Origin of the sequence: Rhodophyticola sp. (assembly GCF_965284195.1) — a bacterium.
In the GTDB taxonomy this organism is placed as follows: domain Bacteria; phylum Pseudomonadota; class Alphaproteobacteria; order Rhodobacterales; family Rhodobacteraceae; genus Rhodophyticola.
Window position 1 is genome coordinate 2,732,852 of the sequence record NZ_CBDIRM010000001.1, and the last position, 17,773, is coordinate 2,750,624.

The 17,773-nt window shown below is 64.9% G+C and carries 19 protein-coding genes and 1 other RNA gene; 12 read left to right on the forward strand and 8 right to left on the reverse strand.

Features of this window, described 5'->3' with window-relative positions; all coding sequences use genetic code 11:
* The first annotated feature begins 19 nt into the window (after positions 1-19).
* The 3 genes from ACQ651_RS13655 to ACQ651_RS13665 all read left to right on the forward strand — a co-directional run bounded on the left by ACQ651_RS13655 (position 20) and on the right by ACQ651_RS13665 (position 2,706).
* Positions 20-1,021: an ABC transporter substrate-binding protein gene (locus ACQ651_RS13655; protein WP_430450330.1), complete on the forward strand. Its 1,002-nt coding sequence runs from the start codon at positions 20-22 to the stop codon at positions 1,019-1,021.
* Between the two features lie 75 nt (positions 1,022-1,096).
* Complete coding sequence (locus ACQ651_RS13660; RefSeq protein WP_430449548.1) at positions 1,097-1,939, forward strand: ABC transporter ATP-binding protein; 843 nt, start codon at positions 1,097-1,099, stop codon at positions 1,937-1,939.
* Positions 1,936-2,706 carry an ABC transporter permease gene (locus ACQ651_RS13665; protein ID WP_227286842.1) on the forward strand — a complete coding sequence of 257 codons (771 nt, stop codon included), beginning with the start codon at positions 1,936-1,938 and terminating at the stop codon, positions 2,704-2,706. Before ACQ651_RS13660 ends, ACQ651_RS13665 begins: the two co-directional genes overlap by 4 nt.
* Before the next feature lie 120 nt (positions 2,707-2,826).
* On the opposite strand, the gene ypfJ is transcribed toward ACQ651_RS13665, so the two are convergent.
* On the reverse strand, positions 2,827-3,663 hold the full coding sequence (gene ypfJ, locus ACQ651_RS13670) for a KPN_02809 family neutral zinc metallopeptidase (protein ID WP_430449549.1): 837 nt from the start codon (positions 3,661-3,663) through the stop codon (positions 2,827-2,829).
* Between the two features lie 99 nt (positions 3,664-3,762).
* Between ypfJ and ffs the strand changes: the two genes are divergently transcribed.
* Positions 3,763-3,859: signal recognition particle sRNA small type (gene ffs / locus ACQ651_RS13675), an RNA gene on the forward strand.
* A 174-nt stretch (positions 3,860-4,033) separates the two neighbouring features.
* The gene (gene rsgA, locus ACQ651_RS13680) at positions 4,034-5,077 is read left to right on the forward strand and encodes a ribosome small subunit-dependent GTPase A (protein WP_430449550.1); all 1,044 of its coding nucleotides are present in this window, start codon (positions 4,034-4,036) and stop codon (positions 5,075-5,077) included.
* Positions 5,078-5,116: 39 nt separating this feature from the next.
* On the opposite strand, the gene ACQ651_RS13685 is transcribed toward rsgA, so the two are convergent.
* Entirely contained in the window at positions 5,117-6,007 is an 891-nt protein-coding gene (locus ACQ651_RS13685) for an alpha/beta hydrolase family protein (RefSeq protein ID WP_227286845.1), read from the reverse strand.
* Positions 6,008-6,088: 81 nt separating this feature from the next.
* Between ACQ651_RS13685 and ACQ651_RS13690 the strand changes: the two genes are divergently transcribed.
* The gene (locus tag ACQ651_RS13690) at positions 6,089-6,667 is read left to right on the forward strand and encodes a TetR/AcrR family transcriptional regulator (RefSeq protein ID WP_430449551.1); all 579 of its coding nucleotides are present in this window, start codon (positions 6,089-6,091) and stop codon (positions 6,665-6,667) included.
* Between the two features lie 61 nt (positions 6,668-6,728).
* Here the strand turns inward: ACQ651_RS13690 and ACQ651_RS13695 are convergent, their stop codons facing one another.
* Both ACQ651_RS13695 and ACQ651_RS13700 read right to left on the reverse strand, forming a co-directional pair.
* Positions 6,729-8,270 (reverse strand): ankyrin repeat domain-containing protein, encoded by a 1,542-nt coding sequence (locus ACQ651_RS13695; protein WP_430449552.1) that lies wholly within the window; start codon positions 8,268-8,270, stop codon positions 6,729-6,731.
* A 162-nt stretch (positions 8,271-8,432) separates the two neighbouring features.
* Positions 8,433-9,391, reverse strand: a protein-coding gene (locus tag ACQ651_RS13700) for an IS630 family transposase (protein ID WP_430448196.1) whose coding sequence is annotated in 2 segments (ribosomal slippage) — positions 8,433-9,047 and positions 9,050-9,391 — 957 coding nt in all. Because the reading frame shifts where the segments join, the coding sequence is not laid out codon by codon here.
* A gap of 122 nt (positions 9,392-9,513) precedes the next feature.
* On the opposite strand from ACQ651_RS13700, the gene ACQ651_RS13705 reads away from it, so the two are divergent.
* The 4 genes from ACQ651_RS13705 (at position 9,514) to recR (ending at position 12,655) form a co-directional block, all read left to right on the forward strand.
* Positions 9,514-9,876 (forward strand): YidH family protein, encoded by a 363-nt coding sequence (locus tag ACQ651_RS13705; protein ID WP_227286848.1) that lies wholly within the window; start codon positions 9,514-9,516, stop codon positions 9,874-9,876.
* A gap of 63 nt (positions 9,877-9,939) precedes the next feature.
* The gene (locus tag ACQ651_RS13710; protein WP_430449553.1) at positions 9,940-11,685 is read left to right on the forward strand and encodes a DNA polymerase III subunit gamma/tau; all 1,746 of its coding nucleotides are present in this window, start codon (positions 9,940-9,942) and stop codon (positions 11,683-11,685) included.
* Between the two features lie 17 nt (positions 11,686-11,702).
* Complete coding sequence (locus tag ACQ651_RS13715) at positions 11,703-12,050, forward strand: YbaB/EbfC family nucleoid-associated protein (protein ID WP_121896318.1); 348 nt, start codon at positions 11,703-11,705, stop codon at positions 12,048-12,050.
* Positions 12,051-12,055: 5 nt separating this feature from the next.
* Positions 12,056-12,655 carry a recombination mediator RecR gene (gene recR / locus ACQ651_RS13720; RefSeq protein ID WP_227286850.1) on the forward strand — a complete coding sequence of 200 codons (600 nt, stop codon included), beginning with the start codon at positions 12,056-12,058 and terminating at the stop codon, positions 12,653-12,655.
* Between the two features lie 129 nt (positions 12,656-12,784).
* On the opposite strand, the gene ACQ651_RS13725 is transcribed toward recR, so the two are convergent.
* Positions 12,785-13,417 (reverse strand): ribonuclease T2 family protein, encoded by a 633-nt coding sequence (locus ACQ651_RS13725; RefSeq protein WP_430449554.1) that lies wholly within the window; start codon positions 13,415-13,417, stop codon positions 12,785-12,787.
* A 131-nt stretch (positions 13,418-13,548) separates the two neighbouring features.
* Here ACQ651_RS13725 and ACQ651_RS13730 point away from each other — a divergent pair, with 131 nt between their 5' ends.
* Positions 13,549-14,301, forward strand: a complete 753-nt coding sequence (locus ACQ651_RS13730; RefSeq protein ID WP_227286852.1) for a DUF1013 domain-containing protein — start codon at positions 13,549-13,551, stop codon at positions 14,299-14,301.
* Positions 14,302-14,373: 72 nt separating this feature from the next.
* Complete coding sequence (locus tag ACQ651_RS13735; protein ID WP_227286853.1) at positions 14,374-14,784, forward strand: DUF4453 domain-containing protein; 411 nt, start codon at positions 14,374-14,376, stop codon at positions 14,782-14,784.
* A gap of 8 nt (positions 14,785-14,792) precedes the next feature.
* On the opposite strand, the gene ACQ651_RS13740 is transcribed toward ACQ651_RS13735, so the two are convergent.
* From ACQ651_RS13740 to ACQ651_RS13750, 3 genes are read right to left on the reverse strand one after another with little or no spacing between them, the layout of a single operon-like run.
* Positions 14,793-15,926, reverse strand: coding sequence for an aminotransferase class I/II-fold pyridoxal phosphate-dependent enzyme (locus ACQ651_RS13740; protein ID WP_430449555.1), 1,134 nt, complete (start codon positions 15,924-15,926; stop codon positions 14,793-14,795).
* 11 nt (positions 15,927-15,937) lie between these two features.
* Positions 15,938-16,747, reverse strand: a complete 810-nt coding sequence (locus tag ACQ651_RS13745) for an SDR family NAD(P)-dependent oxidoreductase (RefSeq protein WP_121896312.1) — start codon at positions 16,745-16,747, stop codon at positions 15,938-15,940.
* A gap of 16 nt (positions 16,748-16,763) precedes the next feature.
* Entirely contained in the window at positions 16,764-17,762 is a 999-nt protein-coding gene (locus tag ACQ651_RS13750) for a methyltransferase (RefSeq protein ID WP_430449556.1), read from the reverse strand.
* Positions 17,763-17,773: the final 11 nt, after the last annotated feature.

Below are 17,773 nucleotides of genomic sequence, written 5' to 3' on the forward strand. Positions count from 1 at the left end.
AGCGCCCGTGTTCACCCGAATTCTGCCGACATTTGCCGCCGGTCTGCTTGCCGCCAGCCCGCTGGCCGCCGATACCGATATCGCCTTCGCGCTCGACTGGCGCTTCGAGGGGCCGTCCGCGCCCTATTTTCTCGCCATCGACAACGGCCATTTCGAAGCCGAGGGGCTAAGCGTCGAAATCACCGCGGGCCAGGGTTCGCTCGATGCGATCCCCAAGGTCGCCTCCGGGGCCTTCCCGCTCGGCTTTGCCGATATCAACAGCCTCGTGCGCTTTCTCGATCAGAACCCCGGCGCGCCAGTGACCGCCGTCATGATGGTCTATGACAACCCGCCCTTCTCCATCGTCGGCCGGGTCAGTCAGGGCATTTCCGGCATCGAGGACCTGGAAGGCTCGGTTCTGGGCGCACCGCCGCCCGACGGCGCATGGGCACAGTTCCCGATCCTGGCCGAGGTGAACGACATCGACGTGTCCACCATCACGATCGAACCGGTCGGCTTCCCGACCCGCGAGCCGATGCTGGCCGAAGGCAATGTGGACGCGGTGACCGGGTTCAACTTCTCCTCCTATCTCAGCCTCGCACGCCTCGGCATCCCCGAGGAGGATATCACCACCATCCTCTTCGCCGATCACGGGGTCGAACTCTACGGCAACGCGATCATCGTCAACACGGATTTCGCCGCCGAAAACCCCGAGATCGTGACCGGCTTCCTCACCGCGGTCGCGCGCGGCTGGTCGGACGCCATCGCCGATCCGCTGGCCGCCGCCGCCGCGGTGATCGAGCGCAACCCCGCCGGCGATCAGGACCTGGAGGGGCGCCGGCTGGAACTTGCCATCGAAGCCAATGTGCTCACAGACTATGTTCGCGAAAACGGCATGGGGCAGATCGATGCCGACCGGATGGACCGGGCCATCGAACAGCTTCGGCTGACCTATGAGTTCACCAGCGAGCCCGACGCCGCACTCTATTTCACCGATGCCTATCTGCCCGATGCCGAGCTGCGGATGATCGCGCCCGAATAGGGTCGGATTGATATACAATTGATATACCTTGCGCGGGCCGGTTCCGGCGGGCCCGCGCCCTGATCAGGGCGCTTCATGACCTCTTCCTTCCAGATCGAACTGCGTGACGTGACCCACGCCTACCGCACGGATGCGGGCCCCCTGCCCGTTCTCGACAAGCTGTCGATCCGCATGGAAAAGAACAGTTTCACCGCCGTGGTCGGCCCGTCCGGCTGCGGAAAATCGACGCTCACGCGGCTCGTTTCGGGCCTGATGCGCCCCGATGAGGGCGAAGTCTGGCTTTCCGGTCAGAGGGTTACCTCACCCCGCCCCACGGTCGGCATGGCGTTCCAGAACCCGGTTCTGCTGGAATGGCGCACGATCCTGCAGAACGTGATGCTCCCGCTGGAGATCGTCTCCACCGGGATGAGCAAATCCGAACAGGTGGACCGCGCGATGGGGTTGCTGAAGCTGGTCGGACTGGAAGGCTTCGAGGAAAAGCGCCCCTCCGAGCTTTCCGGCGGCATGCGCCAGCGCGCCTCCCTCTGCCGGTCTCTGGTACACAATCCCGAAGTGCTGATCCTTGATGAACCTTTCGGCGCGCTCGATGCGTTCACGCGGGAGGATCTGTGGCAGACCATGCATGATCTGCGCGAGACCGAACCTTTTACCTGCCTGCTCATCACCCATGATCTGCGCGAAAGCGTGTTTCTCGCCGACCAGGTTGTGGTGATGTCCGGCCGCCCCGCGCACGCGCAATACACCATGGATGTAGACATCTCCGGCAAGCGCACGCTTGACGACCTATACACCCCGAAAGCCGTTGAAATGCTTGCGATTTTACGTCACCAGATTCAGGTCGCCCAGGGCCGCGCCACCAGCATCGACGCCCCGCTCGACGGCCATCCGACCAAGGCCGAGATCGGAGCCGGCGCATGAGCACCGCAACGCTTCGCAAGATCGCGGCGCCGGTCATCACGATTGTCGCGGTGCTTGCGATCTGGGAGTTTCTGGTCTGGTTCTACCAGTTGCCGAATTTCCGCATGGCCTCACCGTCGGACCTGATCCCGGCCTTCGTGCGCTATTGGGACCTGTTCCTGATCAAGTCCTGGGAAACACTCTGGCGCACGGTGGTGGGCCTTGGACTTGCCGTCGTCTTCGGCACTCTTCTGGGCATGATCATGGGCTTTTCGCGCGTCGCGCGCGAAGGTCTCTACCCGCTCCTCGTGGGCTTCAACGCGATCCCCAAAGCCACTGTGGTGCCGATTGTCGCGCTGATGTTCGTGGGTCAGCACGATTTCAACACGATCCTGATCGCCTTCATGATCTCCTTCTTTCCGATCGCGGTTTCGGTCTCCATCGGGCTGTCCACGCTTGAGCCCGAGTATCGCGACATCCTGCGCTCGCTCGGGGCGTCGAATTTCACGATCTTCTGGAAGATCGCCCTGCCGAAAACGCTGCCCGAGTTCTTCGGTGCGCTGAAGGTGGCGGTGACCTTGGCCTTCATCGGCACCAATCTGATGGAAATCGTCTCCCCCCATGGCCGCGGGCTGGGCGACCTGTTCGACAGCGGCCGGATCAGCGCCGACTATCCGCTGATGTTCGCGGTGCTGTTCGCGCTCGCGGCGCTTGGGATCTTCCTGTTCTATATCGTGGTGTTTCTGGAACGCATCTTCGCGGGCTGGGCCGAACGCGCCCCGAACTAGGCAACCGGGTGCCCCCCGGCATCGGTTCGGGAGGAGACGGGAGGCGGCCATCATTCCGGCGGTTTGCCATGGGTTCGCCCGGAAGCCCGGCCTCTGGGCCGCAATCCGGAAGGCGGCGGGCTAAAGCCGCTCGGCCGCGAAGGTGTCGCACTGGTTGGGATCGGCACTTTCAAACCCGCGACGGAACCAGCTCGCCCGTTGGGCAGAGGTGCCATGGGTGAAGCTGTGCGGGTTCGGCTGGCGCCCCGCGCGGGCCTGCAGGTAATCGTCGCCGATCCGCTCCGCCGTGGTCAGCGCCTCCTCCAGATCGCCGGGTTCCAGCAGGTCCTGAACATGGGCGGCCCAGACGCCCGACAGGCAATCGGCCTGCAATTCGATCATCACCGAGACGCGGTTGCTGTCGGCCCGGCTCATCGACGCGCGCGCCTGATTGGCGCGTCTCAGAATGCCCAGTTCCTGCTGCACATGATGGGCGACCTCATGGGCGATCACGTAAGCCGCCGCGAAATCGCCTTCGGCGCCCAGACGGTCCGCCATATACGCGAAAAAGGCCGTGTCCAGATAGGCGCGCTGATCGGCGGGGCAGTAGAACGGTCCGGAGGCGCCCGACGCGCCGCCGCAGCCGCTTTGCGTCACTTCGGAAAACAGCACCAGTTGCGGCGCGTCATAGGGCCGGCCGAATTCCTGCACGAAGATGTCGCCCCACACATCCTCGGTCGTGGCCAGAACCTGCGCGGCAAAAGCACCGGCCTGTTGCTCATCGGCGGTCAGCGGTCGCTCCTCCTGCTGTTGCGGACCACCTGCGCCCTGCAGGAACGGGGTGACATCGATGCCCGCGAAATAGCCGATCGCCAGCACCACGATCAGGCCAAGCCCGCCGATCCCGGCGGTCGTGCCGCCCCGGCGCCCCCGGCGGTCGACGACATTCCTGCTGCGGCGGACACCTCTCAGACGCATGGGCCTCCTCCCTCTTCCAGATTGCACGATCCTAACACTGGAACGCGACAATCGCACAATGGGTTGCAGCCTGCGCGAAAAATCCCTATCTCTCCGACCGAGAGGTTGGCGCGGGCAAGCACCTCGCCAACCTGGTCAGGTCCGGAAGGAAGCAGCCATAACGAGACCCGCTTGGGTCGCAGTCCAGCCTCTCACCACAGCGCGGCCCATACAGGCCGAGACGAAAACCGGACAGGAGGCATCATGGAGATTGCATCCCCCCTCCGGGCCCGCGCCGCCTGAACAGACGGCGCCCCAGCCCGGCACGCATCTGAGCAGACCCCTTCACCGGCGTCCGCCCCTTCTGACGTGTTTTCGGGACTTCAAACCATTGACCCAATATTCTCTCTCCGACCTTGGATGGTCGGCCCGCCTTCTTGCGCAACTGACGCCTGAGGAAGCGGAAACCTGCAACCTTGCCCGCATCGCCACGGTGGCACGGGACCGTCTTGGCGCGCTTGCACCCGACGGACCCCTGACGCTGATCCCCGCCGCCAATACGCCAAGCGGGGCCTACGCCACAGGTGATTGGGTGCTGTTCGATGCCGCCACTGCACGTGTGATGCGGCGGCTCGATCCGGTTACGGAACTCGCCCGCCGCGCCGCGGGCACCGGATCGGACAGGCAGCTGATCGCCTCCAACGTGGACACGCTCGGCATCGTCACCTCCTGCAACGCCGATTTCAATCCGGCCCGGCTGGAACGCTATCTGGCGCTGGCCGCGTCCGCCGGGGCCTTGCCGCTGGTGATCCTGACGAAGGCCGATCTCTGCGACGATCCGGGCAGCTATCGCACCCGGGCGGAACGCCTGTCTCCGCTGGTGACCGCCATCACGCTCAATGCAACCGATGCCGGCGATACCGAAGCCCTTGCGCCGTGGTGCCGAAACGGGCAGACGCTGGCGCTTCTCGGCTCTTCCGGGGTGGGGAAATCCACGCTTGCCAACGCGCTGACCGGTGGGGCCGCCGCAACCCGGGGTATCCGCGAGGATGACGCAAAGGGCCGCCACACCACCACGGCCCGGGGTCTCGACCGGACGATTCACGGTGGCTGGCTGATCGACACGCCGGGCATGCGCGCCCTGCGTCTCGCCGATGCGGCCGACGGGATCGACGCGGTGTTTTCCGATCTGAACGATCTCGCCGCGGAGTGCCGGTTTTCCGATTGTCACCACGACACAGAACCCGGATGTGCGGTTCAGGCCGCCATCAGTCGCGGCGAGATCGAGCCCGCGCGGCTGGAACGCTGGCGCAAGCTGGAGCGCGAGGATGCCCGCAACAGCCGCACCCTTCACGAGGCCCGGGAACGTGACCGCGCCCGGGGCAAGCTGTATCGCAGCATAAAGAAAGGCAAACGCGATCTGACCGGGCGCTAGGCTCAGGCAGGCTGGCCCCTCTCCTGCCGCGGAGGGGGATCAGTGCCCCGGCTCGGTGGCAAGAACCCTGTCCCAGATCGGCGCATTTCCGCGGCGGAAAAAGCCGATATGGCCGATCGGGCCCAATCCGAAGTCTTCGGGCCGGATTGTGACCTGCCGCTTCGGAGCTTCCACATAATAGGGCATCAGCCGCCAGACCGCTTCGGGCGGAACCATCTGGTCGTCGGCCATGGCGACGAATGTCACCGGCGCCCTGACCCCGCGTATGTCCGGCAAGGGCAGGGCCCGCCCGTAATCGCCCGCGTTGAACCCCGGCGTCGTGCACCAGCGCCGCCACTGCCAGAAAACGCCCGAGGGGAGATCCTCGCCCAATCTGAGCACCCGGCCGGGCAGGTAGCCCAGCATCGCCGTCGCCGCAGGACCGGCGCCATACCAAAGGGCCGCGGCCACAGGCCGGAAATGCCAGGGATGATCGCGGAAATGAACCGGCCCGCTGGCCACCGTGATCACCCGCGCAACCTGCTCCGGGTCCGGCTGAAATGGCAACATCAGGCCGCCGAGGGAATGGCCGACAACCCAGATCGGAACATCCGGCAGCATCCGCGCGGCGGCCAGCCTTGCGGCATACTGGTCATGCACGCCCCAATCCCCCATCGTCGCCTTCGACGCTTTCAGCGGCCCCCGCGCCGATGCGCCGAAATCCCGGTAATCATAGGTCAGGCAGGCGATGTTCCGCTCCAATGCCAGCCATGTCGCGAAATGCCGGTAATACCCGTGCGGCACGCCGGTCGCGCCGTGCAGAACCACCACCGCGCGGGGCCGGCGCGCGGTATGGAACAAGGTGCCCGAGAGCTTTGCCACACCGGACCGGAATTCAACCGGCGTCGGCACCGGCTCTCCGGCATTCAGGGTGCGGATATTCATGGACATGCACAGGCCCTTCCATGGACTAGACCGATTGGTCTACACGGAAGCTAGACCAATCGGTCTATCTCTGTCAAAAGAAGATTTGTGACCTCCTCGATCCCCTCGACCCGTGACCGTCTGGTCCTGAATGCGGCGCTCTTGTTCCGCCAGAAGGGCTATCACGGGGTCGGCGTGGCCGAGATACTGGCCCGGGCGGAGGCGCCCAAAGGCTCCCTCTATCACCATTTTCCCAATGGAAAGGCGGACTTGGCCCTGGCCGCCGCAGATTGGGCTTCGGCGCAGATGCAGCGCGTCGCGGCGGATGCTTTCGAGACCTCCGAAAGCTTCGATACCGGGGCCACGACGTTCTGTTTCAAGCTGGCAAAGCTCTTCGATCTCTCGGGTCACTGGGATGGTTGCCCGGTCTCCTCCACCCTCTTCGAAGGGCCGCAGAATCAGGCGTTCCGGGAAAAGGCGGCATCGGTCTTCACCGTCTGGATCGACCAGATCGCGGAATACGGGCGCGCCGCCGGACTGCCCAGGGACATCGCCCGCGACCGGGCCGAGGCGCTGTTCATCGGGCTGGAAGGGGCCTGGGTTCTGGCCCGCGCCCTGAAAACATCGGACCCAATCAAGCGGTTGCCACGACTTTTGGGCTTTGCACCCGGGTCGGGGTCCGGCTGACGGCCCGGCCCCGCAGGGATGACCCCGCCGCCGGACCGGTCGCGGCGCGTCGCCAGAGCGCTCAGACGACGCCGCCCTCCACAACCTGGCCGGGATGCGCCCGCGCCCAGTCGGCTAGAAACTCCGATACATCCGGGTCGCCGGCCAGCTCGATCGCCCGCCTCGGCAGTGCGACGCCCTCCTTCAGCACCAGTTCCAGACAGGCCAGATAGTCCCGCTCCGCCCGTTCGGGGCAGTTTTCGGAACCGTGGATGATGGTGCTCAGCAACGTGCCGCCGTAATTGTTGATATGGGCAAGATCGGGCTTGAGGCTGAGAAAGTAGTCCAGCATCTCCGGCAGGCCTTCCCATCCGGCCAGTTGCACGGGCGTCAGCCCCTCGGTATCGGGGCGATCATACTCCACGCCCATCGCCACCAGCCGTTTCACATGCTCCAGCTTGCCGGGCAGATGCTGGATCATTCGGATGATGTTCCGATAGGCCTCCGGCAGTCTGGCCGGGTCGATATAGACCCCGTCGGGCAGCTCGCCATCGGCGGCCATGGCGAGCATCCGCTCCTCCCGGCTCAACTCCGGCACATCGCCCCGCGCCCGGATCGCCGCGGCAAGCTCGGCATTGCCGAACACCCGCGCATAGCCGTAGGCCGTGGCCCCCTCGAACACGCGCGACGCATCCGCGCCCGCCTCCAGCAGCATCTCGATCATGCGCCGGTCCGACATGCGCCGCGCCGCCTGATGAAGGGCCGGCACGACAAAAGGCGCCTCGCCGCCAATTTCCGCATCGTTGAAATCATCGGCCATGGCGCCTGCGTCCAACAACAGCCGGATCGCCTCGTGATCGTGAAAATCCATCGCCCGCAGCAATGCGTTGGTCCCGCGCGGATCGGCGCCATGGTCCAGCAGCATCCTCAGACCCTCGCGGTGTCCAAGCTCGGTCGCGTGATAAAGCGATTCGTTGTCGTTCGGGTCGGCCCCATGCTCCAGAAGCCAGCGGCCGAGCAGCATGTTGTCGGCATGCCCGATCGCGAAATAGAGCGGCGAAAGCATGTGATCGCTGCCTTCGCCCGCAGGCCTGCCCGCATTCACGTCCGCGCCGCGGGCCACGAGCATCTCGGCGATGGCCAGCATATCGGCCTCGCGCTCGGGCCACAGATGGATCATCCGCGATTGCGCCAGATGCAGAAGCGGCGGGGCGACCCCGAGGTTCGCCATGGCGCGCCCCGGATCGGCCGAAAGCGCCGCCGCCACCGCATCCCGGCGATAGAGCGCAATCTCCAGCCCCAGATCGCCCTCCGCCAGATCGGGAGTATCGTCCAGCAGTTGCTCGACCACATGGGTCTGCCCGTGATGGACGGCGATCTTCAGACGCTGGCGTTTGGCGGCCCTGTCCATGCCAAGGCTTTCCACCGCAAGCTTCAGATGCGGCCAGCTGGCAAAGCTGTTCTCCCGAGCGATCACATGCAGGTAATCGGCAAGCTTCAGGTCCGTGCCTTCGGGGCGCGGACGGTAGGCGGCAATCCGGGCGGCGGCGGCGCGGTCCCCGGAGGCATGGGCTTTCCTCAGCGCCTTCGCATCACGGCGCAATTGTTCGATGGATTTGGTCATCGGCTTCCTCATCATATGCGCCCGCCGGTTCGCTTATCCGGGCATGAGAAAGACCGAGAAGGTCTGTCATATGGTCTTCAGAAGGGGTGCCGATGACAGCTTTCCGCGAACCTGGATGCCGCCCCTTGCAGCACGGATATGTTACTTTAAAGCGTCCCGCCTTTAACCTGCGACATATCCGGCAGCCGTGAAGTAATTCCAGCACTCGTCGGGAGAGTAGAGGTCGCAGATCTCGGCGATTGCGTTGAACATGTCGGTGAATGTTCGCGCTCCGATCCGGCGCAGGTGTGCTTTGAGCTTTGAGAACGCCATTTCGATGGGGTTGAGGTCGGGACTGTAGGGCGGCAAGAACAGGAACCAGCACCCTGCCTTACGCAATGCTTTTTCCGCTTCGGCATTCTTGTGCGTGGCGAGATTGTCCAGAATGACGACGGTTCCGGGTGAGAGTTCCGGCACCAGCACCTTTTCAACGTAAGCGGCGAAGGCCGCGCCATCCATGGCCCCTTTGATCACCCAGGGGGCGATCATCGCGTCGGCACTCAGTCCGGCTATGAAGGTCTGGGTGCCCCATGAGCCGAAGGGGGCGTCCATGATCAGGCGGTTGCCGCAAGGGGCCCATCCCCGCTGCCGCGTCAGGTTCGTCTTCACGGATGTTTCGTCAATAAAGACAACGCGTTCCGGGTGCTTCGATACGGCTGGGACGCGCTGCTTGAACCAGTCTTCGCGCTGTCGCCTTACCTTGGCACGGCGGCGTTCGGTGGCGACCAGCGATTTTTTTTATACGTATAGCCCAGCTTGCGAAGGAACTTGCCGATGGCGTTGGGGTGCGCCTGAACACTCGTTGCGTCAACCAGGGCTGCACTCAGCTCGGGCATCGTGATGTCTCCATCTTGCTCGATGATTTCAGCAAAGAAGCTCCGATGCGGGTCCAGCTTGCCTCGGCCTTTTGGTCGGCCCTGCGGAGCGGCCTCCGCCCGGCCGGTCCGCCGGATCGCAAGCGCCCATCGCGCTCCCGTGGCGGGCGAGAGTTTCAAACGAAATGCCGCCGCGCGACCGCTTAACCCTTCCTCAATGTATCGCTGAAACCGCACCCGAAGCGCGTCTGGCAAAGGTGCTGACATGATCCATCCTCCCAAACAGGATGAATCACAAAATCATGCGTGTGGGAATCCCCGCGATTCAGGTTTTGGGCGGGTCGCTTTAGCGGCTCGACATCGGCAAGCCTGCGGATAAGCTCGGACCCATGTCAGACAAGAACGACCTCGCGCAGGAGCGCACCGATTGGGCCGAAGACCGCACGGTTCTGGCCAATGAACGCACGTTCGCGGGCTGGATGCGCACGGGGCTGGGAACGGTTGCGATCGCCATCGGCCTCAAAGCCGTCTTCGGCCCGTTCGAGCCCACATGGGTTGCCAAGGCCACGGCCAGCATCTTTCTGGTGGTGGCCATCTTCATCTACTGGGCCGCCCGTGCGCGGGCCTGCCATACCCTCGACCGGCTGCACAGCAACGACGCCGAACCGACCAGCCCGAAAGCGATGACCTTCACCGCCAGCGCGCTGACCGTGGGTACGCTGGCGACCGGCGTCATCCTCTGGGCGCTATAGCAGTGGTGGACCTTGCCGTCAGGCTTCAATAGTCTCTCCCCGAATTGGGGGATCCAGGCTCACATGTCCGACACGACCGACACCGGCTATCAGGTTCTGGCGCGGAAGTACCGCCCCGAGACCTTTGCCGATCTCGTCGGTCAGGAGGCGATGGTCAGGACCCTGAAAAATGCCTTTGCCGCGGACCGGATCGCACAGGCCTTCATCCTCACCGGCATTCGCGGAACCGGCAAGACCACGACCGCGCGGATCGTCGCCAAGGGCCTGAACTGTTTCGGCCCCGATGGGACGGGCGGGCCCACCACCGACCCCTGCGGCCGGTGCGAGCCCTGCGTGGCCATCGCCGAGGGCCGCCATGTGGATGTGATGGAAATGGACGCCGCCAGCCGCACGGGCGTGGGTGACATCCGCGAGATTATCGATTCCGTGCACTATCGGGCCGCGTCCGCCCGCTACAAGATCTACATCATCGACGAAGTGCACATGCTCTCCACCAGCGCGTTCAACGCGCTGCTGAAAACGCTCGAAGAGCCCCCGGCCCATGTGAAGTTCATCTTCGCCACGACCGAGATTCGCAAGGTTCCGGTGACCGTGCTGAGCCGGTGCCAGCGGTTCGATCTGCGGCGGATCGAACCCGAAGAGATGATCGCGCTGATGCGCCGGATCGCAACCGCCGAGAATGCCGAAATCGCCGATGATGCGCTTGCGCTGATCACCCGTGCGGCCGAAGGGTCCGCCCGCGACGCGACCTCTCTTCTGGATCAGGCGATTTCCCATGGCGCCGGCGCCACGACCGCGGATCAGGTTCGCGCGATGCTCGGCCTTGCGGACCGGGGCCGGGTTCTGGATCTCTTCGACATGATCGTGTCGGGCGATGCGCCCGGCGCCCTGAACGAACTCGGCGCGCAATATGCCGATGGCGCGGACCCTTTGGCGGTCTTGCGGGATCTGGCAGAAATCACCCATTGGCTGAGCGTGATCAAGATAACGCCCGAGGCGGCCAACGACCCGACGATCGGCCCAGATGAACGCGCCCGCGGGCAGGGTATGGCCGAAAAGCTGGCGATGCGGGTGCTGTCGCGGATGTGGCAAATGCTCCTCAAGGCGCTGGAAGAGGTCACATTGGCGCCCAATCCGATGATGGCCGCCGAAATGGCCGTGATCCGGCTGACCCATGTGGCGGATCTGCCGAGCCCCGAGGACCTGCTGCGCAAACTGTCCAACGGCCCCGCGCCGGCACCCTCTGGTGCACCGGCGACGACCCCGCCGCAGGCCCCGCAGGGCCGGGGCCCATCCGGCGCCTCCGGCATGTCCGCGCCCACGGCGCGTGGCGGCGCGCAGCCGATGCTGGCGGAGATCCCCGACACAGCGCTTGCCCATTACCCGACCTTCGACAGCATCGTGGCCCTGATCGAAGCCAATCGCGACATCAAGCTTCTGATCGAGGTCAAGACCGCTTTGCGGCTGGTCAGCTACCAGCCCGGGCGGATCAGCTTCCAACCGACGGAGCGCGCGCCGGCCGATCTGGCGCAGCGGCTTGGCCAGAACCTCAAGGGCTGGACCGGGGTCCGGTGGGCCATCTCGGTTGTCAACGAAGGCGGCGGCGACACGATCGAGGAGCAGCAAAATGCCGAACTGGCGGCGCTGAAGGCCCGGGCCGAGGATCATCCGATGATGCAGGCCGTGCGCGCCGCGTTTCCCGGCGCGCAGATCACCGAGATACGCACCCACGCGGAGATCGCCGCGGAAGCTGCCGTCGAGGCCCTGCCGGAAGTCGACGATGAATGGGACCCGTTTGAGGACGATTGACCGAAAAGGACTGATACATGCTGAAAGGTTTGGGCGGGCTTGGCGACATGGCCAAGCTGATGAAACAGGCGCAGGAAATGCAAGGCAAGATGGCCGAGATGCAGGAAAGCCTGAATTCGATCCTTGTGACCGGCGAAAGCGGCGCGGGTCTTGTGAAGGCGACCGCCACCGCCAAGGGCGAGCTGACGGCGCTGGAGATCGACCCGTCGATCTTCAACCCGGATGAAAAAGAGGTGGTCGAGGATCTGATCCTGGCCGCGATCAAGGATGCGCAGGCCAAGGCGCAGGACCGGTCGCAACAGGAAATGGCCAAGCTGACCGAAGGGCTCAACCTGCCGCCCGGCATGCAGATGCCGGGCATGTAAGCCCGGTGTCCGACGCCACGCGCGAGATCGAGGCGCTGATCGACCTGATGGCGCGGCTGCCGGGGCTTGGCCCCCGGTCCGCGCGGCGTGCGGTGCTGCATCTGATCAAGAAGCGCGGGGCGTTGATGCGGCCTCTGGCCGAGGCGATGGCCGGTGTTGCGACCTCTGCCCGGGAATGTCTGAACTGCGGAAACATCGGCACATCTGATCTCTGCGGGATCTGCACCAGCGCAAAACGCCAGAACGGGCAGCTTTGTGTCGTGGAGGATGTGGCCGATCTCTGGGCGATGGAACGCGGGCAGGTTTTTTCCGGGCGCTATCACGTGCTGGGCGGCACACTCTCGGCGCTCGATGCGGTCGGCCCGGAGGAGCTTCGCATACCCAAGCTGCGCGAACGGGTCGCCCGGGAGGATATCACCGAAGTGATCCTTGCCCTGAATGCCACGGTCGATGGCCAGACCACGGCGCATTACATCGCCGAGGAGTTGGAGGGGACCGGTGTAGAGGTCACCTCTCTGGCGCAGGGCGTGCCCATCGGGGGCGAACTGGATTATCTCGATGACGGGACCATCTCGGCCGCGCTCAAGGCGCGCAAAACCTTCTGACCGACGCTCCGGGGACGCGCGCCCGGCTCCATTTTCAGCCGACAAGCACACAATTCGCCCCGCCGCGTTTTCTGATCAAATACTATCCCGAGCGAGCGCGAGAAGCCCGGCTCTCGCCCGCGCCTCTGTTCAGCGTATGGGGCTGAAAACTGCGTCCCGCATCCGGCAATCCCGCATCAAATCGGTGCCGCACCGCCTCGGCTCCAACTCCCGCGTCAGGCAGATCCGCACCTCCTGCACGCGGCCATCCCGGCAGGTCACGGTCAGCATGTCCGGCTCCAGCGCCGGATTTGCCTCCAGGAACGCCTCCTCGATCACGGCCGCGGGCAATCGGACCTCCCGGTCCAGCTGCCGCAAAAGGGCCGGGCGGGAGATACGCCCGTAAGCCTCCCGGGAGAGCGCGAAATAATCCCGCGCCGAAAGCCCGGAGCAAACCCCGTGCTTGCGCCACTGGTGCCAGGCCAGACCGCTGGAGCCCATGATATCGCTCATATCCCCTGTCATCGCGCGGGACGGCATCCGCTCCGTGGTCGGGCAGTAACTGGGCCAGCCCCGCTCGAATTGCGGCCAAAGCCCGTGCAGCGTGAAGCCGAACCCGCGGCCCGGATCGCATTGATCCGATCCGCGCGCGTCCCCCTCGATCGCGCACCATGACGGGGTCCAGCTCAGCGCCAGGACATAATAGTCGAACGCACCCGCGGGCTCTCCGTCGGCGCGGACCGCACCCGCCATGAGGACAAGCGCAAAAAGCATCCGGATCATTTGCCTCTTCCCTCCAACGGCCTGCGGGCTTATATAGCGGCCAACTTCCCCGAAATCGAGGAACCGCGAGGGCCAGCCCCCGCAGCCGATTTTCCCGGCACGTCCGAAGTGCATCTGAGAGGAGCCCCGAGATGAACAAACCGATCATGGCCAAAGCCACCGCCGTCTGGCTGGTCGACAATACCACGCTGAACTTTCGCCAGATCGGCGTGTTCTGCGGCCTGCATGAACTTGAGGTTCAGGGGATCGCGGACGGGGATGTCGCAGCAGGCGTCAAGGGCTTCGATCCGATCGCCAACAATCAGCTGACCGCCGAGGAGATCGCCAAGGCCGAGGCCGATCCAAGCTACGATCTCAAGCTGAAGTTCAACCCCGCCGCCGTGGGCGAGGAAAAGCGCCGCGGGCCGCGCTATACACCTCTGTCCAAACGGCAGGACAGGCCCGCGTCGATCCTATGGCTGGTGAAGTTCCACCCCGAACTGACCGACGGGCAGATCTCGAAACTGGTGGGCACCACCAAGCCGACGATCCAGTCGATCCGCGAACGGACCCATTGGAACATCTCCAACATCCAGCCCATCGACCCCGTCGCGCTTGGCCTGTGCAAACAGTCGGAACTTGACGCCGCGGTTCAGAAGGCCAACGCCAAGAAAGCCAAGGACGGCGAGGTGATGAGCGACGAGGAGCGCCGCAAGCTGGTCTCCACCGAGCAATCGCTTGGCATGGACCCGGAACCGAAGATCCCGAGTGCGATCTCGGGGCTGGAGACCTTCTCCCTCGGCGGCAATGACGAGGACGAGCCCGAGGAAAAACTGGTCGACGCCGACAGTCTGTTCAACCTCCCGGACAATCCCGAGGATGACGATGAGGATGAACAGCGCTGAAAAGCCACTTGCACTGGCGCTCGGCGCGGGGGGTGATAGGCTACGGCCAGACACATCAATCGCGGCCCGGACATGATAACCGGACGACCCACTTTCTGCTCCGGACCTATCATTCCGGCCTGGCGCGCCTTTGGCGCGGTTCTGGCCTGTATTCTGGCTTTCTCCCTGACCGGCTCGGTTGCCGCACAGGTGAGCGAGGGTCCGGCCTTCACGCTCGGGCTGCTCACGGTGCTGCCCACCCCTGCCGGGACGGAGACGACCTGCACCGGATACCTCGGTCAAACCGTGCAATTGCGCGCCGCACCGGATGACGAGGCGGACCCTGTCGGCAGCGTGATGGAGGGGGACCGGGTGGTGTTCGCCCACGAGCCGCAAGGCGACTGGCATTACGTGACGGTCACGTCAGGCCAGGGCGTGATCCCCCAATCGGACGGATGGCTTCACCTTCCGGGCGGCATCGACTGCGCGGAGACCACCGACTGATCGCCCGATCAGCCCGCGCCGGCCATGATCTCGGAGGTCAGACCGTTCAGCCGCGCCAGACCTTCCCGCAAATGGGGCTCCGGCAGGGCGGAGCTGAAGCGGAAATGCCCCTCCAGGCCGAATTTGTCGCCGGGAATGACCAGAACATCCTGTTCCCGCAGCAGGCGCAGGGCGAAAGCCTCGGCCCCCAGGGGTAAATCGAATTTCACGAAGGACATGGCCGATGCCTGTGGCGGCACGACGGAGAAAACGCCCTGATGCTCCTGCAGCGCTTCGGTCAGGGTCTCGAAGCCGCGCCGGATCAGGCCCCGCGCCCGTTCTGTCAACTTGGCGCGGGTCGCCGGGGCAAGCGCATGTTCCGCCAGTTTCATCGACATCATGCTGGCCGAAATCGACGCGTATTCATGCCGCCGCCACAGTGCCGGAATCATATCTTCCGGGGCCACCAGCCACCCCAGCCGCAGGCCCGGCAATCCATAGGCCTTGCTCATGGAGTTGATGGCGATCACCCGCGCCTTCTGCCCCCAGAAACTGGCTGTCGGGGTGTCGGTCGCGCGCTCGGTTCCGGCATAGACCTCGTCGGCCACGATCCATGCGCCGACGCGCTCCGCCGCCGCCAGTATCGCCGCCCGGTCCGCGTCCGACAGGACGCCGCCGGTGGGGTTGTTGGGGTTCACCACATGAATGATTTTGGTGCGGTCATCGACGGATGCGGCCAGCGCCTCACGATCCACCGCCCAGCCGTCGGCCTCGATCAGGTCGACGAGGCGCAGCTCGATACCCAGATTGCGAGCGTTGCCGGCCATCTGCTCATAGGTCGGGCGGAAAACGACCATGTTGTCGCCCGGCTCAAGCAGCGTATTGGCGACCAGTGTATTGGCTTCGGTGGCGCCGACGGTGACAAGCACGTTTTCCGCAGCCGCGCCGTCGTAAAGGGCCGCGATCCGCTCGCGCAGCGTCTGGAATCCGTTGACCTGCGGATAATCGACCAGCGTGTCGAACAGGGCCTCGGTATCGATCTGCGCCATGGCGAAAAGCGCGGCATAGCTCATCGGATGCACGCCGCTTTCCGAGAAGTTGAAGCGCACCCCGTGCTCCATCTCCGACAGGAACTGTTCGACGGCGAAGGGATGAAACGGCATGGCGCGCGCCCCTAATGGGCAGCGGTTGTTACGCTGTCGAGCAATGTGCGCCCGCCATCCACGGTCAACACCTCGCCGGTGACGAACCCGGCCCCGTCGGAGGCCAGAAACTGCACCGCGCCCGCCATTTCACGGGCGGATCCGATCCGCCCAAGGGGCGTGCATTCGCGGATTTCCTTGCGCAGGCCGTCGGTTTCGGAAAGCGAGTTCTTCAGACTGGCCGACATCAGCGACCCGAACGCCACCGCATTGACCCGGATGCGGTGCGGGGCCAGCGCCACCGCGAGGCTGCGCGTGGCCTGATCCAGAGCCGCCGCGCTGATCGAATAGCCCAACAGGTTCGGGTGGGTGCGCCGCGACGCGATGGAGGAGATGTTCACGATCGATCCGATCGAGCCCTCTTCCACGCCATCCTCCTCGGCCTGGGCGATCATGCGTTTGGCCACCACCTGGCTCAGGCGCAGAGCGGTGAACATGTTCTGGTCCAACAGCGCCTCGACCGAGCCCTCGTCGGGGTCCAGCGGGTCGGTCTCCATCATCTGGCGGCTTGCATTGACGAGGATATCCACCCGGTCAAAGGCATCCAGCGTGGCCGACAGCAGATTGGCCACCGTCAGTTTCTCGCGCAGGTCGCCTGCGAAGTACTTGGCGTTTTCGGTCTGCTCATCGGGTTTGCCGCATTCGTCGGCCAGACGCGCTTCGTCCCGGTCCGCCATCATGACGTTCGCCCCGCGTTCCAGAAAATGCCGGGCGATCGCCAGGCCAACGCCATTGGCCGCGCCGGTGATGATCGCCGTCTTGCCTTGGATCGAAAGAGACATGTCTCGCTCCTGATGATCAGCGCCTGGCCCGTTTGGGCTTGGACGCCTGATAGAGTTTGTAGCCATGGATCTCGGCCAGCATCGCACCGGCCGTGAAATGGTCTTTCAGCGCGGCCTCATAGGGCAGATGCCGGTTGGCCACCATGAAAAACTGCCCCGAGGGTCTCAGGATGCGCGCCGCCGCGGCGATGAAGGCGCGCCCAAGCCCGGGATCGGCATTGCGCCCGGTATGAAAGGGCGGGTTCGCAACGACAGCATCATACGGCTCGTCGGGTCGGTAGGTCGTGGCATCGCCCCAGATGAACTGCGCGCGCGGATCGTCGATATTGGCCCTCGCGGCGTCCAGTGCCGCGGCTTCCGCCTCGATCAGGTCCAGCTGCGCGATATCGTTCTGCTCGGTCAGCAGTTCCGCGGCGATATAGCCCCAGCCCGCGCCCAGATCGGCGACCCTGCCTTTCAGTGCGGGGACCAGCGCGATCAGCAATTCGGATCCCGGATCCGGCCCGTCGGAGGAGAACACGCCCGGCGCCGTGACATACCCGCCCTCCACCTCCTGCGGTTCGGCGATCCAGGTCAACACCGTTTCGGGCAGATCCGCGGGCCGGGTGAGCCAGAAAAGCTTGCCATGGGCCTTCGACAGAACATGCTCAACCGGCAGCACGCCGCGCACCGTCTTCAGAACGCTCTCGATCCCCTCGGCCTTCTGCCCATCCACCATCAGCACGCCGCCGACGCGCAGATGGGCCAGCCCCTCGGCAATCAGCGACAGGCTTTCGGCCTTCGATTTCACGATCTGCACCAGCGCCGCGTCAAAAACGCCCTCGGCCGCGGTCGAGACGGCGATACCACGCTCCGCCAGAAGCCGGTGGTCGGGATAAAACCCCTGCACCGCCGTCACCTCGCCCAGGCCGCCGAAATCCGCCGTCCCCCGCGCGCGCAAAACCAGGGTCCGCGCCTCCTCGGGCAGGGTCACGATGCCGCTCTCCAGCGCCAGGGTCCATCTGTCAGGGGTCATGAGCCGGAACA

Bases quoted from the DNA above. Each gene is read 5' to 3' on its own strand.
- ACQ651_RS13695 (WP_430449552.1), bottom strand. From the start codon at position 8,270: ATGACCAAATCCATCGAACAATTGCGCCGTGATGCGAAGGCGCTGAGG.
- ACQ651_RS13715 (WP_121896318.1), top strand. From the start codon at position 11,703: ATGCTGAAAGGTTTGGGCGGGCTTGGCGACATGGCCAAGCTGATGAAA.
- ACQ651_RS13730 (WP_227286852.1), top strand. From the start codon at position 13,549: ATGAACAAACCGATCATGGCCAAAGCCACCGCCGTCTGGCTGGTCGAC.
- ACQ651_RS13660 (WP_430449548.1), top strand. From the start codon at position 1,097: ATGACCTCTTCCTTCCAGATCGAACTGCGTGACGTGACCCACGCCTAC.
- ACQ651_RS13750 (WP_430449556.1), bottom strand. From the start codon at position 17,762: ATGACCCCTGACAGATGGACCCTGGCGCTGGAGAGCGGCATCGTGACC.
- ACQ651_RS13685 (WP_227286845.1), bottom strand. From the start codon at position 6,007: ATGTCCATGAATATCCGCACCCTGAATGCCGGAGAGCCGGTGCCGACG.
- ACQ651_RS13725 (WP_430449554.1), bottom strand. From the start codon at position 13,417: ATGATCCGGATGCTTTTTGCGCTTGTCCTCATGGCGGGTGCGGTCCGC.
- ypfJ (WP_430449549.1), bottom strand. From the start codon at position 3,663: ATGCGTCTGAGAGGTGTCCGCCGCAGCAGGAATGTCGTCGACCGCCGG.
- ACQ651_RS13665 (WP_227286842.1), top strand. From the start codon at position 1,936: ATGAGCACCGCAACGCTTCGCAAGATCGCGGCGCCGGTCATCACGATT.
- ACQ651_RS13740 (WP_430449555.1), bottom strand. From the start codon at position 15,926: ATGCCGTTTCATCCCTTCGCCGTCGAACAGTTCCTGTCGGAGATGGAG.
- ACQ651_RS13735 (WP_227286853.1), top strand. From the start codon at position 14,374: ATGATAACCGGACGACCCACTTTCTGCTCCGGACCTATCATTCCGGCC.
- ACQ651_RS13705 (WP_227286848.1), top strand. From the start codon at position 9,514: ATGTCAGACAAGAACGACCTCGCGCAGGAGCGCACCGATTGGGCCGAA.
- ACQ651_RS13710 (WP_430449553.1), top strand. From the start codon at position 9,940: ATGTCCGACACGACCGACACCGGCTATCAGGTTCTGGCGCGGAAGTAC.
- ACQ651_RS13745 (WP_121896312.1), bottom strand. From the start codon at position 16,747: ATGTCTCTTTCGATCCAAGGCAAGACGGCGATCATCACCGGCGCGGCC.